Source organism: Dryocola mayonis (assembly GCF_051307045.1).
GTDB lineage: Bacteria > Pseudomonadota > Gammaproteobacteria > Enterobacterales > Enterobacteriaceae > Dryocola.
Genome location: NZ_CP150452.1, coordinates 1,015,815 through 1,033,722 on the forward strand (window position 1 = coordinate 1,015,815; position 17,908 = coordinate 1,033,722).

General features: G+C 58.1%; 17 protein-coding genes, 1 other RNA gene and 1 pseudogene. 12 read left to right on the forward strand and 7 right to left on the reverse strand.

Translation table 11 applies throughout. From position 1 onward, the window contains the following. Window positions 1–10 precede the first annotated feature (10 nt). From WLO32_RS04910 to amtB, 4 genes and pseudogenes are all read left to right on the forward strand, one after another. Window positions 11–1,786 carry a SmdA family multidrug ABC transporter permease/ATP-binding protein gene (locus WLO32_RS04910; protein ID WP_435947385.1) on the forward strand — a complete coding sequence of 592 codons (1,776 nt, stop codon included), beginning with the start codon at window positions 11–13 and terminating at the stop codon, window positions 1,784–1,786. Then, window positions 1,779–3,557, forward strand: coding sequence for a SmdB family multidrug efflux ABC transporter permease/ATP-binding protein (locus tag WLO32_RS04915; protein ID WP_435947386.1), 1,779 nt, complete (start codon window positions 1,779–1,781; stop codon window positions 3,555–3,557). Before WLO32_RS04910 ends, WLO32_RS04915 begins: the two co-directional genes overlap by 8 nt. Window positions 3,558–3,821: 264 nt before the next feature. After that, window positions 3,822–4,160 carry a P-II family nitrogen regulator gene (gene glnK / locus WLO32_RS04920; protein ID WP_002891893.1) on the forward strand — a complete coding sequence of 113 codons (339 nt, stop codon included), beginning with the start codon at window positions 3,822–3,824 and terminating at the stop codon, window positions 4,158–4,160. 32 nt (window positions 4,161–4,192) lie between these two features. After that, a pseudogene (gene amtB, locus WLO32_RS04925) lies at window positions 4,193–5,480 on the forward strand (ammonium transporter AmtB). Window positions 5,481–5,525: 45 nt separating this feature from the next. On the opposite strand, the gene tesB reads toward amtB, so the two are convergent. Next, window positions 5,526–6,386, reverse strand: coding sequence for an acyl-CoA thioesterase II (gene tesB / locus WLO32_RS04930; RefSeq protein ID WP_121265372.1), 861 nt, complete (start codon window positions 6,384–6,386; stop codon window positions 5,526–5,528). A gap of 216 nt (window positions 6,387–6,602) precedes the next feature. Between tesB and WLO32_RS04935 the strand changes: the two genes are divergently transcribed. Next, window positions 6,603–7,172, forward strand: coding sequence for a YbaY family lipoprotein (locus WLO32_RS04935; protein WP_435947388.1), 570 nt, complete (start codon window positions 6,603–6,605; stop codon window positions 7,170–7,172). Window positions 7,173–7,207: 35 nt separating this feature from the next. Here the strand turns inward: WLO32_RS04935 and WLO32_RS04940 are convergent, their stop codons facing one another. Next, on the reverse strand, window positions 7,208–7,519 hold the full coding sequence (locus tag WLO32_RS04940; protein WP_435947389.1) for an MGMT family protein: 312 nt from the start codon (window positions 7,517–7,519) through the stop codon (window positions 7,208–7,210). Window positions 7,520–7,691: 172 nt separating this feature from the next. Here WLO32_RS04940 and ffs point away from each other — a divergent pair. Then, window positions 7,692–7,788, forward strand: an RNA gene (gene ffs, locus WLO32_RS04945) — signal recognition particle sRNA small type. Window positions 7,789–8,027: 239 nt separating this feature from the next. Further along, the gene (locus WLO32_RS04950; protein ID WP_435947390.1) at window positions 8,028–8,429 is read left to right on the forward strand and encodes a hypothetical protein; all 402 of its coding nucleotides are present in this window, start codon (window positions 8,028–8,030) and stop codon (window positions 8,427–8,429) included. On the opposite strand, the gene WLO32_RS04955 is transcribed toward WLO32_RS04950, so the two are convergent. After that, window positions 8,426–9,220 (reverse strand): DUF4225 domain-containing protein, encoded by a 795-nt coding sequence (locus WLO32_RS04955; protein WP_435948246.1) that lies wholly within the window; start codon window positions 9,218–9,220, stop codon window positions 8,426–8,428. The two genes, WLO32_RS04950 and WLO32_RS04955, sit on opposite strands and share 4 nt — an antisense overlap. On the opposite strand from WLO32_RS04955, the gene WLO32_RS04960 reads away from it, so the two are divergent. Then, window positions 9,171–9,374, forward strand: a complete 204-nt coding sequence (locus WLO32_RS04960; protein ID WP_435948358.1) for a hypothetical protein — start codon at window positions 9,171–9,173, stop codon at window positions 9,372–9,374. The genes WLO32_RS04955 and WLO32_RS04960 overlap by 50 nt on opposite strands. Here the strand turns inward: WLO32_RS04960 and WLO32_RS04965 are convergent. Further along, window positions 9,371–10,801, reverse strand: coding sequence for a PLP-dependent aminotransferase family protein (locus tag WLO32_RS04965; protein ID WP_435947391.1), 1,431 nt, complete (start codon window positions 10,799–10,801; stop codon window positions 9,371–9,373). The two genes, WLO32_RS04960 and WLO32_RS04965, sit on opposite strands and share 4 nt — an antisense overlap. Before the next feature lie 90 nt (window positions 10,802–10,891). Here WLO32_RS04965 and WLO32_RS04970 point away from each other — a divergent pair, with 90 nt between their 5' ends. The 3 genes from WLO32_RS04970 (at window position 10,892) to WLO32_RS04980 (ending at window position 12,847) form a co-directional block, all read left to right on the forward strand. Next, window positions 10,892–11,506, forward strand: coding sequence for a YczE/YyaS/YitT family protein (locus tag WLO32_RS04970; RefSeq protein ID WP_435948247.1), 615 nt, complete (start codon window positions 10,892–10,894; stop codon window positions 11,504–11,506). 71 nt (window positions 11,507–11,577) lie between these two features. After that, window positions 11,578–12,399, forward strand: a complete 822-nt coding sequence (locus WLO32_RS04975; protein WP_435947392.1) for a GNAT family N-acetyltransferase — start codon at window positions 11,578–11,580, stop codon at window positions 12,397–12,399. A 94-nt stretch (window positions 12,400–12,493) separates the two neighbouring features. Further along, window positions 12,494–12,847 (forward strand): DUF1428 domain-containing protein, encoded by a 354-nt coding sequence (locus WLO32_RS04980; protein WP_435947393.1) that lies wholly within the window; start codon window positions 12,494–12,496, stop codon window positions 12,845–12,847. A 59-nt stretch (window positions 12,848–12,906) separates the two neighbouring features. Here WLO32_RS04980 and norW read toward each other — a convergent pair whose 3' ends face one another. After that, window positions 12,907–14,040 (reverse strand): NADH:flavorubredoxin reductase NorW, encoded by a 1,134-nt coding sequence (norW, locus tag WLO32_RS04985; protein ID WP_435947394.1) that lies wholly within the window; start codon window positions 14,038–14,040, stop codon window positions 12,907–12,909. After that, on the reverse strand, window positions 14,037–15,482 hold the full coding sequence (norV, locus tag WLO32_RS04990) for an anaerobic nitric oxide reductase flavorubredoxin (protein WP_435947395.1): 1,446 nt from the start codon (window positions 15,480–15,482) through the stop codon (window positions 14,037–14,039). Before norV ends, norW begins: the two co-directional genes overlap by 4 nt. Window positions 15,483–15,701: 219 nt before the next feature. Between norV and norR the strand changes: the two genes are divergently transcribed. After that, a complete protein-coding gene (gene norR, locus WLO32_RS04995) occupies window positions 15,702–17,216 on the forward strand; it encodes a nitric oxide reductase transcriptional regulator NorR (RefSeq protein ID WP_435947396.1) in 1,515 nt (504 codons plus the stop codon). Window positions 17,217–17,220: 4 nt separating this feature from the next. Here norR and WLO32_RS05000 read toward each other — a convergent pair whose 3' ends face one another. Further along, window positions 17,221–17,769, reverse strand: a complete 549-nt coding sequence (locus WLO32_RS05000) for a flavin reductase family protein (protein ID WP_435947397.1) — start codon at window positions 17,767–17,769, stop codon at window positions 17,221–17,223. Window positions 17,770–17,908 lie beyond the last annotated feature (139 nt).

A 17,908-nucleotide genomic window follows, 5' to 3' on the forward strand; every position in this document is an offset into this window, starting at 1 on the left:
GAACAACCGCGTGCGATTATTTGCTCAACTAAGCTGGTACTTTACCCGGGAATGGCGACGCTATCTCGGGGCGGTGGCCCTGCTTATCATCATTGCTATCCTGCAGCTCGTGCCGCCAAAGCTGGTCGGCGTGATTGTGGACGGCGTCACCAGGCAGCGTCTTGGCGGGCAAGAGGTGCTGATGTGGCTTGGCGTGATGATCGCGATTGCCGTGGTGGTTTATGCCCTGCGCTACGTCTGGCGCATTCTGCTGTTCGGCGCATCCTACCAGCTTGCCGTTGAGCTACGGGAAGATTACTACCGCCAGCTAAGCCGCCAGCATCCCGAATTCTATCTTCGCCATCGAACCGGCGACCTGATGGCGCGCGCCACCAACGACGTAGATCGCGTCGTCTTCGCGGCGGGGGAAGGCGTACTGACGCTTGTGGACTCGCTGGTGATGGGCTGCGCGGTGCTGATCGTCATGTCGACCCAAATCAGCTGGCAGCTGACGCTGCTGGCCCTGCTGCCTATGCCGGTGATGGCGCTGGTGATCAAACGCTACGGTGACCAGCTGCACCAGCGTTTTAAACTTGCCCAGGCCGCGTTTTCCACGCTTAACGACCGCACCCAGGAAAGCTTAACCAGCATCCGCATGATCAAAGCTTTTGGCCTTGAGGATCGTCAGTCGGCGCTGTTCGCCTCCGAAGCGCAGGACGCCGGGGCGAAGAATATGCGCGTGGCGCGGGTGGACGCCCGTTTCGACCCCACGATTTATATCGCCATAGGCACGGCAAACCTGCTGGCGGTAGGCGGCGGGAGCTGGATGGTCATGCAGGGCACCTTAACGCTCGGGCAGCTTACCAGCTTTGTGATGTACCTCGGCCTGATGATTTGGCCGATGCTGGCGCTGGCGTGGATGTTCAACATCGTTGAGCGCGGCAGCGCCGCCTACAGCCGCATCCGCAGCATGCTGGAAGAGGCGCCTTCGGTTATCGACGGCGATAAAGTCGCGCCGGAAGGCCGCGGCATCGTGCAGGCGAACATCCGCGCGTTCCACTATCCACACACGGCGCAGCCGACGCTTGAAAACGTCTCTTTTATCCTTGAGCCCGGCGGCATGCTCGGGCTGTGCGGCCCGACCGGCGCCGGGAAAAGCACTATTTTATCCCTGCTGCAGCGCCATTTTGATATCGACCAGGGCGACATCCGCTTCCACAATATCCCGCTGGCGCAGATGCAGCTCGACGCCTGGCGCAGCCGCCTTGCGGTCGTAAACCAGACGCCGTTCCTGTTCTCCGATACCGTGGCGAACAATATCGCGCTGGGTAAGCCAAACGCCACGCGGGGGGAGATTGAACACGTCGCCCGTCTTGCCAGCGTGCATGAAGATATTTTGCGGCTGCCGCAGGGCTACGAAACGGAAGTAGGGGAGCGCGGGGTGATGCTCTCCGGCGGGCAGAAACAGCGTATCTCCATCGCCCGCGCGCTTTTGCTGGATGCGGAAATCCTTATTCTTGATGACGCGCTTTCGGCGGTAGACGGGCGCACCGAACATCAAATTCTCCATAACCTGCGCCAGTGGGGTGAAAACCGTACGGTCATTATTAGCGCGCACCGCCTGTCGGCGCTGACCGAAGCGAGCGAAATTCTGGTGATGCAGCACGGGCACGTGGCCCAGCGCGGCAGCCATGAGGCGCTGGTTTCCCAGCCGGGCTGGTATCGCGATATGTATCGCTACCAGCAGCTGGAAGCCGCGCTGGACGATGCGCCGGAAGCGGCCGAAGAGGAGCAAGCCAATGCGTAAGCTGCAAAAGCAGTGGCCGACGATAAAACGCCTGCTGGCCTACGGTTCGCCGTGGCGCAGGCCGCTTGCCGGGGCCGTGGTCATGCTGTGGATTGCGGCGGCGGCGGAAGTGACCGGCCCGGTGCTGGTAAGCTATTTCATCGATAACATGGTGTCGCAAAACCGCCTGCCGATAGCGCTGGTGGCCGGGCTTGCCGCCGCCTACCTGCTGCTTTCCGTGACGGCCGCGGGCCTGCATTACTGGCAGGCGCTGCTGTTCAACCAGGCGGCCGTCGGCGTGGTGCAAAAGCTACGTACCGACGTGATGGACGCGGCGCTTCGCCAGCCGCTGAGCGCCTTCGATACCCAGCCCGTGGGGCAGGTGATTTCCCGCGTCACCAACGACACGGAGGTGATTCGCGATCTTTACGTGACCGTCGTCGCAACCGTTTTGCGCAGCGCCGCGCTGATCGGCGCGATGCTGGTGGCGATGTTCAGCCTTGACTGGCGCATGGCGCTGGTCGCCGTCACCATCTTCCCGGCGGTGCTTATCGTGATGGTGATTTACCAGCGCTACAGCACGCCGATCGTGCGCCGGGTGCGCGGCTATCTGGCGGATATTAACGACGGCTTTAACGAAGTCATCAACGGCATGAGCGTTATCCAGCAGTTCCGCCAGCAGGCGCGGTTTGGCGAACGCATGGGGGCGGCGAGCCGCTCGCACTATCTGGCGCGTATGCAAACCCTGCGGCTGGACGGCTTTTTGCTGCGGCCCTTGCTCAGCCTGTTCTCTGCGCTGGTGCTTTGCGGGCTGCTGATGCTGTTCGGCTTCACCGCGGTAGGCACCATTGAGGTGGGCGTGCTGTATGCCTTTATCAACTACCTTGGCCGGCTCAACGAGCCGCTTATCGAACTGACCACCCAGCAGTCAATGCTGCAGCAGGCGGTGGTGGCCGGCGAACGCGTGTTTGAGCTGATGGACGGTAAGCGCCAGGGCTACGGCAGCGATACTCGTCCGCTGGCAAGCGGCGAAATTGCCGTAGACAACGTTTCTTTTGCCTACCGTGGCGACCGCCTGGTGCTGCAGGACATTAACCTGCAGGTGCCGTCGCGCAGCTTTGTCGCGCTTGTGGGGCACACAGGCAGCGGCAAAAGCACGCTGGCTAACCTGCTGATGGGCTATTACCCGCTTACCGGCGGGGAAATCCGCCTTGACGGCCGTCCGTTAGCGACGCTCAGCCATAACACCCTGCGCCGCGGCGTGGCGATGGTGCAGCAAGATCCCGTGGTTCTGGCGGATTCGTTCTTTGCTAACGTCACCTTAGGGCGTGAAATCAGCGAAGAGGCCGTATGGCGGGCGCTGGAAACGGTGCAGCTGGCGGATCTCGCGCGCACCATGGCTGACGGTATTCATACCCGCCTGGGCGAGCAGGGCAACAATTTGTCCGTAGGGCAAAAACAGCTGCTGGCGCTGGCGCGCGTGCTGGTGGACGCGCCGCAAATTCTTATTCTCGATGAGGCTACCGCCAATATCGACTCCGGCACCGAACAGGCTATTCAACAGGCGCTGGCGGCGATTCGCGAGCACACCACGCTTGTGGTGATAGCCCACCGTTTATCGACCATCACCGACGCGGACACCATTCTGGTGCTGCATCGCGGCCAGGCGGTTGAGCGCGGCACGCACAGCGAGCTGCTGGCTTGCGAAGGACGCTACTGGCAGATGTATCAGCTACAGCTGGCCGGTGAAGAGCTGGCGGCCGCCACGCGCGAGGAATCGCTTATTGCCTGATGCACCAGCATCAGGCAATAAACAAGCATATCGCCAAAGGAGATCCTCCCTGGTGCAATTTTGAAACATTGCGCGCACCAGCATGGTGCGTTTTCCCTTTCCAGGAACAATCTTAATCCCGGCCACATTTTTTCCCGCCCGAAGAACCCGCAACCGCGCTGATTAACGCGCTGAAAAAAGCTGATTTTCATTCCTGGCACGGGGCTTGCTTTATCTCCATCGTGAAGCTGTGCAATCGCCCATTGGCTTACTGGAGGGGAATTTATGAAGCTGGTTACCGTGGTAATCAAACCGTTCAAACTCGAAGACGTGCGTGAAGCACTTTCTTCTATCGGCATTCAGGGGCTGACCGTGACCGAAGTAAAAGGCTTTGGTCGCCAGAAGGGTCACGCAGAGTTGTACCGCGGTGCGGAATACAGCGTCAACTTCCTGCCAAAAGTAAAAATCGATGTCGCCATTGCCGATGACCAGCTTGACGAAGTGATTGATGTCATTAGCAAAGCGGCCTACACCGGCAAAATTGGTGACGGCAAAATTTTCGTTGCCGAACTGCAGCGCGTCATCCGTATTCGTACCGGCGAAGCCGACGAAGCTGCGCTGTAAATGCCTCCCCAATCGTGAAAGGGACAGAAAAAATGAAGAAATTAGCCTCTGTAACAGGCGCCTTAGCCCTGGCGCTTGCGCCATCACTGGCGCTGGCCGCCCCGGCCGTTGCCGATAAAGCCGACAACGCCTTTATGATGATTTGCACCGCTCTGGTGCTGTTTATGACCATTCCCGGCCTGGCGCTGTTCTACGGCGGCCTGATCCGCTCCAAAAACGTGCTTTCCATGCTGACGCAGATTGCGGTGACCTTCTCGCTGGTCTGCGTGCTGTGGGTGGTTTACGGCTATACGCTGGCCTTTGGCACGGGCGGAAGCTTCTTCGGTAACTTCGATTGGGTAATGCTCAAGAATATTCAGCTGACCGCGCTGATGGGCTCTTTCTATCAGTATATTCACGTCGCCTTCCAGGGCTCTTTCGCCTGCATTACCGTAGGGCTTATCGTGGGCGCGCTTGCCGAACGTATTAAATTCTCCGCGGTGCTGATTTTCGTGCTGGTCTGGCTGACGCTGTCCTACGTGCCTATTGCGCACATGGTATGGGGCGGTGGCCTGCTGGGAACGCACGGCGCGATGGACTTCGCGGGCGGCACCGTTGTGCACATTAACGCCGCCGTTGCAGGCCTCGTGGGCGCTTACCTGGTAGGCAAGCGCGTAGGCTACGGCAAAGAGGCGTTCAAACCGCACAACCTGCCGATGGTCTTTATGGGCACAGCAATTCTGTACTTTGGCTGGTTCGGCTTTAACGCGGGTTCCGCAAGCTCCGCTAACGAAATCGCCGCTCTGGCCTTTGTGAACACGGTGGTCGCAACGGCCGCCGCGGTTCTCGGTTGGATCTTTGGCGAGTGGACGCTGCGCGGCAAACCTTCTCTGCTGGGCGCCTGTTCCGGTGCTATCGCGGGTCTGGTAGGCATCACTCCGGCCTGTGGTTACGTTGGCGTCGGCGGCGCGCTGATCGTCGGCGTGGCGGCGGGTCTGGCAGGGCTGTGGGGCGTGACGCTGCTGAAAAAATGGCTGCGCGTCGACGATCCCTGCGACGTGTTCGGCGTGCACGGCGTTTGCGGCATCGTGGGCTGCATTCTGACCGGCATCTTTGCCGCCAGTTCACTGGGCGGCGTTGGCTACGCGGAAGGCGTGACGATGGGCCATCAGGTTCTGGTTCAGCTGGAAAGTATCGGCGTGACTATCGTCTGGTCCGGCGTGGTGGCCTTCATCGGCTTTAAAATCGCCGACCTGACCGTGGGCCCTGCGCGTACCGGAAGAGCAGGAGCGCGAAGGTCTGGACGTGAACAGCCATGGCGAGAACGCTTACAACGCTTAAAGATTTCCCCTTAACCTCTCCCTTCCGGGAGAGGTTAAAGATCTGTTATCCCCGCTTACGCATTACGCCTTCCTGCACCGTTGAAGCCACCAGCACCCCGTCCTGGGTATAAAACTCACCGCGAACAAAGCCGCGAGCGCTTGAGGCTGACGTGCTCTCAACGCTGTAGAGCAGCCATTCGTTCATGTCGAACGGGCGGTGGAACCACATGGAATGATCGATAGTCGCCACCTGCATGCCTGGCTCCAGGAAACCGATGCCGTGCGGCTGAAGGGCGGTGGGCAGGAAGTTGAAATCTGAAGCGTAGCCCAGCAGATACTGGTGCACCCGCAGGTCGTCCGGCATTTTGCCGTTGGCGCGCAGCCATACCTGGCGGGTCGGCTCCGCCTGATGGCCTTTAAGCGGGTTATGAAACTCTACCGGGCGAATCTCCAGCGGCTTCTCGCAAAGGAATTTCTCTTTTACCTGCGGCGGGAGGAATTTTTCGACCGAACGCGCGATATCCGTTTCTGACATCAGGCCTTCCGGAGAAGGGGCCTGCGGCATGGATTTTTGATGCTCAAAGCCCGGCTCCGGCGCCTGGAAAGAGGCGGTCATATAGAAGATAGGTTTGCCGTTTTGCACCGCAGCGACGCGGCGCGCGCTAAAGCTGTTGCCATCGCGCAGCGTTTCAACGTCATAGACGATAGGTTTCTGGCTATCGCCCGGGCGCAGAAAATAGCTGTGGAACGAGTGCACCAGGCGTTCGGCCGGGACGGTTTCTTTGGCGGCATACAGCGCCTGGCCGACCACCTGGCCTCCGAATACCTGGCGTAAACCTAAGTCTTCGCTCTGGCCACGAAACAAACCTTCTTCAATCTTTTCCAGATTGAGCAATGCCAATAAATTGCTGAGCGCCTGACTCATAGAACATCCTCGATAAAGCGGTAACCCGCGCGTAATTCGCCTGATTATAACATGCTATCAACATCGATCGAGCACTGGCCCGACCTGATAACAAATGCCGCGCCAGGCAAAATTCAGTGATATGTGCCACACTTAGCGTGATAAGCATGTTTTATCCATACATTACTTGTGGGACCCAGCGCCCACGGGTGCATTGATAATAAGGAGAACAAATCAATGAAACTTGTGCACATGTTAAGTGGATTAGCCGTCGCGGTTGCTATGGCGGGTTGCGCGCAGAAATCTGCAGATATTCCGACCCCGGCACCGGCTGCGACAACTTCTGGCGCAACGGCGCAACCGGTGATTGCACAGCCGGCGGTAACAGGTACGGCGTGGATTCGCCAGCGTGTGGCGCTGCCGCCGGACGCCGTGTTGACCGTAACTTTATCTGACGCCTCGCTTGCGGACTCGCCGTCCAGGGTGCTGGCGCAGAAGGTGACTCGTACCGAGGGTAAACAGGCGCCGTTCAGCTTTGTGCTGCCGTTTAACCCGGCTGATATCCAGCCTAACGCGCGCATCATCCTGAGCGCGGCGATCACCGTGAACGATAAACTGGTGTTTATTACCGATACCGTAAAACCGGTTATCAATCAGGGCGGCACGAAAGCGGACCTGACGCTGGTTCCGGTTCAGCAAACCGCGGTGCCGGTACAGCCGGGCGGTGGAGCGGCGACAACCGTACCTTCGACTTCGCCAACCCAGGTCACCCCGTCCTCAGCGGTTCCCGCCCCGACTACGTTCTGAATCAGCTAACAGGCGCCTCTCAGGAGGCGCCTTTTTTAGTAGTTCCAGCGATAGCGCTGCATATCTATATGCCCATCCCCGGAAACCATAATTCCCTCGGACAGCAGGGCTTCGCGCTGGCGTTGTAAATCCGGCCCGGTCAGCGAGATGGCGCCGTGCCGGTTAACCACCCGATGCCAGGGCAGCCTGCTGCCCTGCGGCAGCCGCTTAAGCACGCCGCCGACCTGACGCGCCGCGCGAGGTGAACCCGCGAGCAGCGCGATATCCCCGTAGGTTGTGACATGGCCTTCAGGAATGGCGGCAATAATCTGGTAAACCCGTTGCGGGAAAGAATCGTGATTATCCATGAGCTGCTCCTTAATACGGCTTTGCTAAGCATAATCGCCGCCGAGCCCTGCGCAAAGAAAAACGCCGGCTGCGCAAGAAACCAACACCTGACCGCCGGCGGCTTGCAATTGCCGGGGGCAACGTGGATAATGCGCCAGCGCGTCGGGTAACCGGCGCTCTCAATGGGGGCCCTGTTGGTTCTCCCGCAACACTAACTTGTGAACTCGGTCAGATCCGGAAGGAAGCAGCCGCAGCAGGTGACGTGTGTGCCGGGATGTAGCTGGCAGGGCCCCCCACCCATTTGTGCTAAGCATGTTTTTATCATGTTGACGCCCGCTTCTTTGCAAGGTCTTCTGCCAGGAAAGCTTTTGCACAACGCTCAGAGTAATGAATTGCACCTTTTGTGATTTCCCGACCCGGGCTACTCCATGCCCTCGCGGCTTAAGCGCAGCTGCTTTTTGCCGATGAGATTGTGGTAGCGGTAGCCGTTAATTAATATTTCAGAATTTACGCGACCGATCGGGCTGTGTGGCGTTAACAATCGCCAGTATGATAGGGGATAAATCGGCAGAAGAGATTTTCACTTTTATGGACAAAGGAGAAAATGGCATGAATATTACTGAAGAAGCTTTGTTGCGTTCAGGTTTTACCGAAAAAGAACTAGGGTATTTAAAAAATAATATTGAGAATTACGGTGGCACGCTTGATGAGGTCGTTCCTGATTTAGCCAGAAGATTTAAGATTATGTTATGGGTGTTTTTTTGTGGCTTTTGTTTTTTTATTTTTCTTATTTGTACAAAGTATGATGACCCCTGGTATGTTTTTTCCAGCGGTATCTCCTTATTGTTGGGTCTTTTAATAGTGGCTTTTTGTCAGCCGCCGATTATTTCTTATAAATCATGGCGGCATTTATCAGGTAAAAAAAATTAATCGGTGCTGATAAGGTCAAAGATGACTTTGGCCTTAATGCCATAACCGACGATTTTTATCGTTAGTTTGGGTGTGCTCATGGCGGTGACTTTCCTGTAGTAGTCACCTGGAAGATAGCGAAACAACCGCCACGCCTCTGCTTTCCTGGACAAACCAAAAATGCTGTAGACGCTTGTGCTCAGAGTGAGCGTCTTATAGGCCGCCAAACCTGATTCAGGTTTAAAGCCCATAAATTGCGCTATCTCCAAAGATCGATCGGCAATAATTCCTTCAGATTTTTTTGCATTTTCTCTTTTAAAATTAACAAACTCTTTTGAGATTCCATTAACGCCGTCCATGATAAGAATAGCCCCAGCCACAACACCAATTGGAGTGCCTGCGGCAATTAACATTCCGCCACCATAGGCCGTTAACCCGGACACGACAATTTTGACGGCGCTAATCACGTAGCCGACGATTTTATTATTTTCGCGAACAAACTCGATCTCCGCATAGAGCCTGGCCGCTTTTGTTCTTAACAGGCGATCCTGTTCGCGGAGGTTTTCCGTTTCCGCGCGCAGATTTTTTATGCACGCCATACATTCTTCATCTGTTCTTGCGCGGCGAGCCGCAGCAAATTGTTGCTCAACAATCTGTTTTATTTCCTCAACGAAGCTGATGCGGGTCAGACCATCATAAAGATAAAAGGCAGAAAGCTGATTTGCCGCGCTGATAAGTTTGCGGGCTTCCAGGTTAATCATCGTGTCGGACCAGGACCTGTTCCAGCCCCGGCCAGGTAGCGCTATATCCATCATTCATTCCTTTGTTTCGCAATATCCTGACGGTTATTTTATGCTCATCAAAGGCTGGGGCAATAAAATTGATGTTCCCAAATTCTTAATTTTATTGGCAGATAAGAAACCGCTGGCGGACAGCAATATAATTATTTGCCGGCTGCGTCATTAAACCGTCAGCGAGCGCTCCATATAACCCCGGTTCTGCGTTACCTGTTTCCAGACCGGCTGGAGACGTTCAAGCGCGATGCGCATTTGCGCCGGTTCCAGCGTAAAAGGCAGGCGCAGAAAACGCTCGAACGCGCCTTCCGTTCCAAAGCGCGGACCTGCGCCGATGCGGATGCCGATGGATTCGGCGCTGGCGGCGAAGACGGTTGCCAGCGGTTTCGGTAGCTCAATCCATAAAGACAGCCCGCCCTCCGGCGCGCCGGTAATTCGCCAGTCCGGGAAGAGCTCTCTTACCATCGCCGAGCAGCAATCCCTTTGCTGTTGCAGTATTTTTCTGCGCTGCGGCAGAAAATTATCCGCCGTATTGAATAAGTTAATCGTCGCCAGCTGTTCCAGAAGCGGCGATCCTAAATCCAGCGAGCCGCGCACCTGAACTAAAGAGGCGATAGTCCGGGACGAGGCGCGTATCCATCCCAGGCGCAGGCCGCCCCAGAAGCTTTTTCCGGCAGAACCGAGCGAGATTGCCGATCCTGCATGGTCAAAAGCGGCGAGCGGCGGCGGGGGAGGCGAGTCAAACCACAGGTCCACCATAGTTTCATCCACCACAATGGTTGTGCGGGTCCGCGCGGCAATCTCTACGACCGCCGCACGGGTGGCGGCATCCATACAGCGCCCGGTTGGGTTATGAAAATCCGGAATCAGGTAGGCCAGGCGGGGAGAGGTCTGGGCGAAGGTGGCGGCCAGGCCATCCGTATCCCAGCCCTGCTCCGGCAGGCTGAGCGAAACCGGGCGGCAGGAGGCGCCTTTAATGGCGGATAACGCCATCGGGTAGGTTGGATGATCGATGACCACCCGGTCGCCGGGGCCGGTTAATAGCCGCAGAATCAGGCCAAACCCGCTTACCGCGCCGTTGACCACCATTATCTGGTCTGCCGTAGTCGGCAAGCCGCGCGCCGCATAGCGCCTGGCGATAGCGGCGCGAAGCTCAGGCAGCCCATGCTGATCGTAACCGGTGGAGGCTAAATGCTCCGGCAGCGCCGTTAACGCGCTGGTATAAGCCTGATGAATTTCCGGGCCCGCGGACAGGGCGGCGGTCGAGAGGTCCAGTACCGGCGCTACGCCTGGCACCGGCGAGGCGGAAAGCGTACCTTCCGGAAGAACCGTGCTGGAGCCCGAACCGTGGCGGCTGAGCAGGTATCCTTCCTCCCGCAGCTGCCCCAGCGCCGCGGCAACGGTTGTCCTGCTTACGCCAAGCGCGGCCGCCAGCTCGCGCTCGCCGGGCAGGCGGCTTTCCAGCGGCAGCCTGCCGTCCAGGATCAGCAAACGTAGCCCGTCCGCCAGCTGACGATAAACCGGCGTGCGGGAAGCCGCCTGATGCCAGTGCCCCAGAAGTTTGATAAGCGAGGCTGTCCCCGTTCTGCGCTGTGTCATAGCAGTCCACTTTGTGTTAACTGGACCTTAATATTCAGTCCATTTTCCCGGAAAGTATAGCCATAACCAATGGGGGAGGTGGAAAAAATGATGGCTCGTCGGCTACTGCAGCTTTATATCGGACTGGTGCTTTACGGGGTTTCCACGGCGATGTTTGTACGCGCCGATCTGGGGGCGGATCCGTGGAACGTTTTTCATCTCGGGGTGGCGAAGATATTTTCGCTTAATATCGGCATGGTGATGATTCTGGTTGGCGCGCTGGTGCTGCTGCTGTGGATCCCGCTTCGTCAGCGTCCGGGCCTCGGCACCGTCAGTAACGTCATCGTGCTCGGGCTGGCGGCGGATGCGGCGCTGGCGCTGATGCCGCCGCTGGAATCGCTGGCGGCGCGAAGCGTTCTGCTGCTCTGCGCTGTGGTAGTAAACGCCATAGCCACGGGAATGTACATCGGCGCAGGCTTTGGTTCCGGCCCCCGCGACGGCTTAATGACGGGGATTAACGCCCGCACCGGCTGGTCGGTACGCAGCGTGCGTACGGCGATCGAGCTGACGGTGCTGCTTGCCGGCTGGGCGATGGGCGGCACGGTAGGCGTGGGCACGGTGCTTTATGCCCTCGCCATCGGCCCGCTGATCCAGCTGTGCCTGCCGTGGTTCAGACTTACCGCCGGCCACAAAAAGCCTCTGGCCGAGCCAACGGCGGTGCCGTAAGTCGCATTGTCATCCGCAGGCTGCTATGTTTTCTGCATACGGGAAGCGAGCCCACGGCAGATGAGGAAAACATGCACGACACGATTATCAGCAAGGCGGCGGCAAACTGGAGCAGCCACCAGCTGGCGCAGATTCTTTCCCACTGTTTTGAAGGTTATCTGGTGCCTTTTACCCTCGACGGCGAAACCTTCGCGACCCGTTTTAGCGCTGAGGATATCAGCCTTAACGACAGCAAAGTCTGGCTGCAGGATGGCGAACCGAAAGCGCTGGCGATCGTCGCCCGTCGTGGGCAGACCAGCCGCCTTGCGGCATTTGCGATTCGCCCCGAGCTGCGCGGACAGGGATACGGCAAGCAGTTTATCCGGCAGCTGATTGACGAGGCGCGCTTGCGCGGCGACCGGCAGATGTGGCTGGAGGTGATAGTGGGCAACGAAGGCGGGCTGGCGCTTTATAAGCGCATGGGGTTTGTTTGTCAGCAGACGCTGGTGGGTTTTCATGCCGCGGGTTTCGCGCCGTTTCGTCCGGCAGGCGAGCTGCTGGAAATCGATCCGCTGCTGATGGCGAAAAAAATGCTGACCGACAGCCGCCTGAGATTACCCTGGCTGAGCGCGCCTGAGACGCTCTATAAGCTGCCCGGCAGGGCCTGTGTGCTTGACGATGTCGCTTACGCGATGGTTATTCCGCACCCTCAGCAGCCCAGGCTGCGTATGCTCTACGTCGATACCGCCGCCCGTGGCAAAGGGCAGGCGAAAAAGCTACTGACGCTGCTGCGCGAACGCTTTCCCGGCCTGTCTACCGCAGGCTCCGTTCCGGAGCAGGTAGCGCCGCTGTACCTGAGCTGCGGCTACCGCCAGGACCCCGTCACGCAGTATGAAATGCTGCTGAAATTCTGAGCAGGCAGCAACCATTCTTAGCCACTACACTTATCTGGCGTAATCATCACGAGCGGAAAGTAACGCCCGTAACCCTCATCTCGTGGAGGCAGCAATGCATTATGTCGATGGTTTTGTGGTGGCGGTTCCCGCCGCTAATAAGGAGGCGTATAAACAGCTGGCTGCCAAAACGGCGCCGCTGTTTAAGGAGTTTGGCGCGCTGCGCATCGTAGAGTGCTGGGCTGACGACGTGCCCGACGGCAGGCTCACCGATTTTCGTATGGCTGTTAAAGCCGAAGAGGACGAAGAGGTGGTCTTTAGCTGGATCGAATACCCTTCGAAAGAAGCACGCGACGAGGCCAACAGAAAGATGATGGCCGACCCGCGCATGAAGGCGTTTGGCGATACCATGCCCTTTGACGGCAAGCGCATGATTTACGGCGGATTTATACCGCTGCTGGACGAGTAAATCCCGCAGCGGCATATTTTGTAGGGTGGATAAGCGTCAGCCCGTCCACCGGCTACGGCTTACAGCGCCAGCTCCCGCAGCAGCCCAAACGCCTGCTTCATATGCGCTTCGCTGACGATAAACGCTCGCAGCTGCTGTGCGGCATCATAGCCTTTTGCGATAAGCCCTTCCGGGTCGGCGGAGATCTGCCACCGGAGATCCGCGCGCTGGGTTTCACCCGCCAGATGCAGCGGCAGTTCCGGCGTTTTCACCTTCACCAGCATGGCAGGTAAAGTCAGGCCGTCGGCTGCGCCCAGCAGGTTTTTAGCCAGCGTCATGGCGCTGAACTGAATCGGCTGCAGGAACGGCAGCACCTTACCGTCGATTTCCGCGCAGTCGCCCAGCGCGTAAATATTCGCATCTGAGGTTTGCAGCTGGCGGTTAACCTTGATGCCGCGATTGACCTCAAGCCCGGCGTTCTGCGCTAAATCTACGTTAGGACGCAGGCCGATTGCGGCCACCACGGCATCAACGTCGAGGGTACGGCCGTTGCTCAGGGCCGCGCTAATTCCCTGCCCGGTTCCGGTCAGCGATTCAAGGCGCTGGTTGAACAGCAGCTCGACGCCCATCTGATTCAGACGCTGCTGCAGGCGGCTGCTTACCTCCGCAGGCATCAGCGAAGCGAGCAGGCTTGCTGAATTATCCACCACCATCACCTGCTTACCGGCGCGGCAAAAATCCATCGCCAGTTCGCTGCCGATTAAGCCGCCGCCCAGAATCATCACGCGGCGCGCATCGCGCAGCGCCGTTTCGCAGGACAGGTATTCCTGCTGGCTGTTGAGCGTCAGCATCAGCTCGCGGCCGGGCACGGGGGGAAGCACCGCGCTTGAGCCGGTGGCCAGCACCAGTTTGTCATAGGACCACTGCTGGTCTGCGCATTTCACCAGACGCCTGCTGGTATCGATATCCGAAACCCGGGTGTTGGCGTGCAGCGTCAGGTTGAACTGCTCGGCGAACTCCCCGGCGCGCTGCCGGGTCATATCGTCGGCCCGCTGGTTCAGGCTGATAACGTGGCTGAGATCGGGCTTGTTGTATTCATCCATGCTGTCGGCGGCAATCATGCGGATGGGCACATTGCCGTCTTGCTTACGGATGTTTTTTACCAGCTGGCGGGCGGCGAAGCCCGAGCCGATAATGACGATGCCTGCGCTCATTTTGCCTCCGTTGCCAGCACGTCGAACACGTCTTTACCCAGCGAACATTCCGGGCACAGGAAGGTGTCAGGCACGTCGCTCCAGGCGGTTCCCGGCGCTACGTCCTGCATAGGTTCGCCGGTCTGCGGATCGTAAATCCACTGGCAAACGCTGCACTGCATACGTGGGCCGAGGTCGGCGCAGGTTTTTGCTTCGGCTTCGGCGACGGTTGCCTGCGGCGCGTTCACGGCTGCGGCAGGCAGCGGCGTTGTCGCCCACTGGCGAGCGATTTCACGACCGTGGGCGCGGCAAAGTTCCAGCGCGTCCATGTCCGGGCGCCACTTAGCCTTCAGGCTCAGGGACATTTCAAAACCGGCGTCCTGCAGGCGGGTGGACAGACGGTCTACCGCGCCGCCGCTCCAGCCGTGCGAGCCGAAGGCGCTGGCGCGCTTATTGCGAAAACGTAGGCCGGTCATCTCTTCCACCAAGCCGGCGATTTTCGGCATCATCACGTTGTTCATGGTGGAGGTGCCCACCAGCACGCCTTTGGAGCGGAAAACGTTGGTCAGAATTTCGTTTTTGTCGCTGCGGGCGACGTTGAAGATTTTCACCGCCACGCGCGGATCCGTTTCGGCAATGCCCTGCGCGATAGCGTCGGCCATCATGCGGGTGTTGTTGGACATGGTGTCGTAGAAAATGGTGATGCGGTCTTCCTGATAATCCGCGGCCCATTTCAGATACAGCTCGACGATCTGCGTCGGGTTGTCACGCCACACCACGCCGTGGGAGGTGGCAATCATATCTACCGGCAGGTTGAAGCCGAGGATCTCGGTAATTTTCGGCGTCACCAGGCGGCTGAACGGAGTCAGGATATTGGCATAGTAGCGCTGGCACTGCTCGAACAGTTCGGCCTGGTCCACCTCGTCGTTAAACAGGTGTTCGTCGCAGTAGTGCTGGCCGAAGGCGTCGTTGCTAAACAGCACCGCGTCGCCGGTCATATAGGTCATCATGCTGTCCGGCCAGTGCAGCATCGGGGTTTCAACGAAAATCAGCTGCTTGCCGTTACCAATGTCCAGGCTGTCGCCGGTTTTCACGACGTTGAAGTTCCATTCCGGGTGATGGTGGTGGCCGGTGATGGAGTCGATGGCGTTCGCGGTGCAGTAAATCGGCGTGTCCGGAATGCAGGACATCAGCTCGGTAAGCGCGCCGGCGTGGTCTTCTTCCGCGTGGTTGATGATAATGTAATCGATATCCGCAAGATCGATTTCGGCGCGCAGGTTCTGCACGAATTCGCGGCTGAATTTATGATCGACGGTATCGATCAGCACGTTTTTCTCTTCGCAAATGAGATAGCTGTTATAGCTGCTGCCGCGCAGCGTTTTATATTCAGTCCCGTGAAAATCGCGCACTTCCCAGTCACGTTGTCCAACCCACTTAATGTTGTTTTTAACCTGAATAGCCATTCGTCAGTACCTCAGTATCAATAAAATAAATGATGTTTGTGCCATGCATATTGCAGCTAGCGTGCCAACTTTTTAATTTATTGATTTATAAAAAATTTAATTATTATTGTCGTGCTTTAATTGTCATAATGACCAAGCGGAGTAATGTCTTTATGACATTGTGGTTGTCATTTTGACTAGCAGGGATTAGGCTTAACGCACCCTTTAAAGGAGCCGCCTATGAGCCTGTCTATCACCTCCCTTGCCAATATCGCCATCGATCTGCAAAGCGGCATCACCCATCAGGACCGCTTTGCCCGTTTAGTCCGCACGTTGCGCCAGCTTTTGGGCAGCGATGCCACCGCGCTGCTGCGCTACGAGGCGCGGCAGTTCCGTCCGCTGGCTATTGATGGCCTGGCGCAAGACGTGCTTGGACGGCGTTTTGCGCTGGATGCCCATCCGCGGCTGGAAGCCATCGCGCGCGCGGGCGACGTCGTGCGCTTTCCGGCCGAAAGCGAGCTTCCCGATCCCTACGACGGGCTGATCCCGCATCACAGCGATTTAAAAGTGCATGCCTGTCTTGGCCTGCCGCTGTTTGCCGACCAGAACCTGATCGGCGCGTTGACCGTAGACGGCATGGATCCGGCGCAGTTCGACCATTTCAGCGACGAGGAGCTGAGGCTTATCAGCGTGCTGGCCGCCGGGGCGCTCAATAACGCGCTGCTGATGGAACAGCTGGAAAACCAGACGCCGGCGGCGGCAGCGGTGCCTATCACGGCGAAAAGCGGCAGCGCGGAAATGGTGGGGCTTTCCCCCGGCATCGAGCAGCTTAAAAAAGAGATCGAAATTGTCGCGGGATCGGATCTCAACGTGCTGATCACCGGTGAAACCGGCGTCGGTAAAGAGCTGGTGGCGAGGGCGATTCATGGCGGATCGGCGCGGGCGGCCAACCCGCTGGTTTATCTTAACTGTGCGGCTTTGCCGGAAAGCGTGGCGGAAAGCGAGTTGTTTGGCCACGTGAAAGGCGCCTTCACCGGGGCGATACACCACCGAACCGGGAAATTTGAGATGGCGGATAACGGCACGCTGTTCCTTGATGAAATCGGGGAGCTGCCGCTGACGCTGCAGGCCAAGCTGCTGCGCGTTTTGCAGTATGGCGATATCCAGCGGGTAGGGGATGACAACAGCCAGCGGGTGAACGTGCGGGTGCTGGCGGCAACCAACCGGGATCTGAAGCAGCAGGTGCTGGAAGGGCAGTTTCGCTCGGACCTGTTTCATCGCTTAAGCGTCTTTCCGGTGCACGTCCCGCCCCTGCGCGAACGCGGCGATGATATCACCCTGCTGGCCGGCTTTTTCTGCGAACAAAGCCGCGTAAAAATGGGCCTGAAGCAGGTGGTATTAAGCGATGGCGCTCGCGATCTGCTGCGCCGGTACGACTGGCCGGGCAATATTCGCGAGCTGGAGCACGCTATTTACCGCGCCATCGTACTGGCGCGCGCTGGCCATCCGCAAGGAGAGCTGCTGCTGCAGCCGCAGCATTTTCAGCTGGCGGACGCGGAGCAAAAAAGCGCGCCGGCGGCGATAAAAAGCCTGCCGGCGGTAGACAACCTGCGTACGGCAACGGACGATTTTCAGCGCCGGATAATAGTGCAGACGCTCGACGCCAACGGCGGCAACTGGGCCGCCACCGCGCGTCAGCTGCAGCTCGACGTAGCAAACCTGCACCGGCTGGCAAAACGGCTGGGCGCGAAATAGCCTCTTAAGACACTTTGGTAAATAAGCGGCGGCGGTCGATAAAGCCGCCGTCGGTTCGGAACAGGCCGTCGCCGGTATAGTGCAGCGTTTCCGGCCATTCCGGCTCGTGCTGCACCCGGGCGCAAACCACTTCGAAGATAAAAAAGTTGTAGCTTTCTACCAGCACATCATCATGCAGGCGACATTCAAAATGGGCGTAGCATTCGTCAATGGCCGGGGCGGCGACCTTTCTCGACTTTACCGGCGTCAGTGAAAATTTGGCGAATTTATCCGTTTCTTTTCCGCAGCAGTTACCTGTTCCGGCAACCGTGTCCGCCAGTTCAACGGTGGGCAGATTTATCACGCATTCGCCGCTTTCACGGATCATACTGAAGCTGTGGTTGCCCGCTGAAATCATGCAGCCGATAAGCGACGGCGAGAATTCCATAATGGTATGCCAGCCGAGCGTCATGATATTGCGCTGTCCACGGTGTAACGAAGAGAGCAAAACGATCGGTCCGGGCTCCAGATAGCGGCGAATTTGTTCGACGGGAAAGTCGTATTTTTTGCTCATGGCCTGCTCCTGTTTATGGCGTGGAGAGTTTTGAGCGTAGATGAAAAAACGCCTTCGCGTAGCCTGACAGCCGCTGTCGTACTGCTGTCGTGTTGCTGTCAGGCAGGCGTCGCGGCGCTGTCGTGGTGCGTTAACCGCG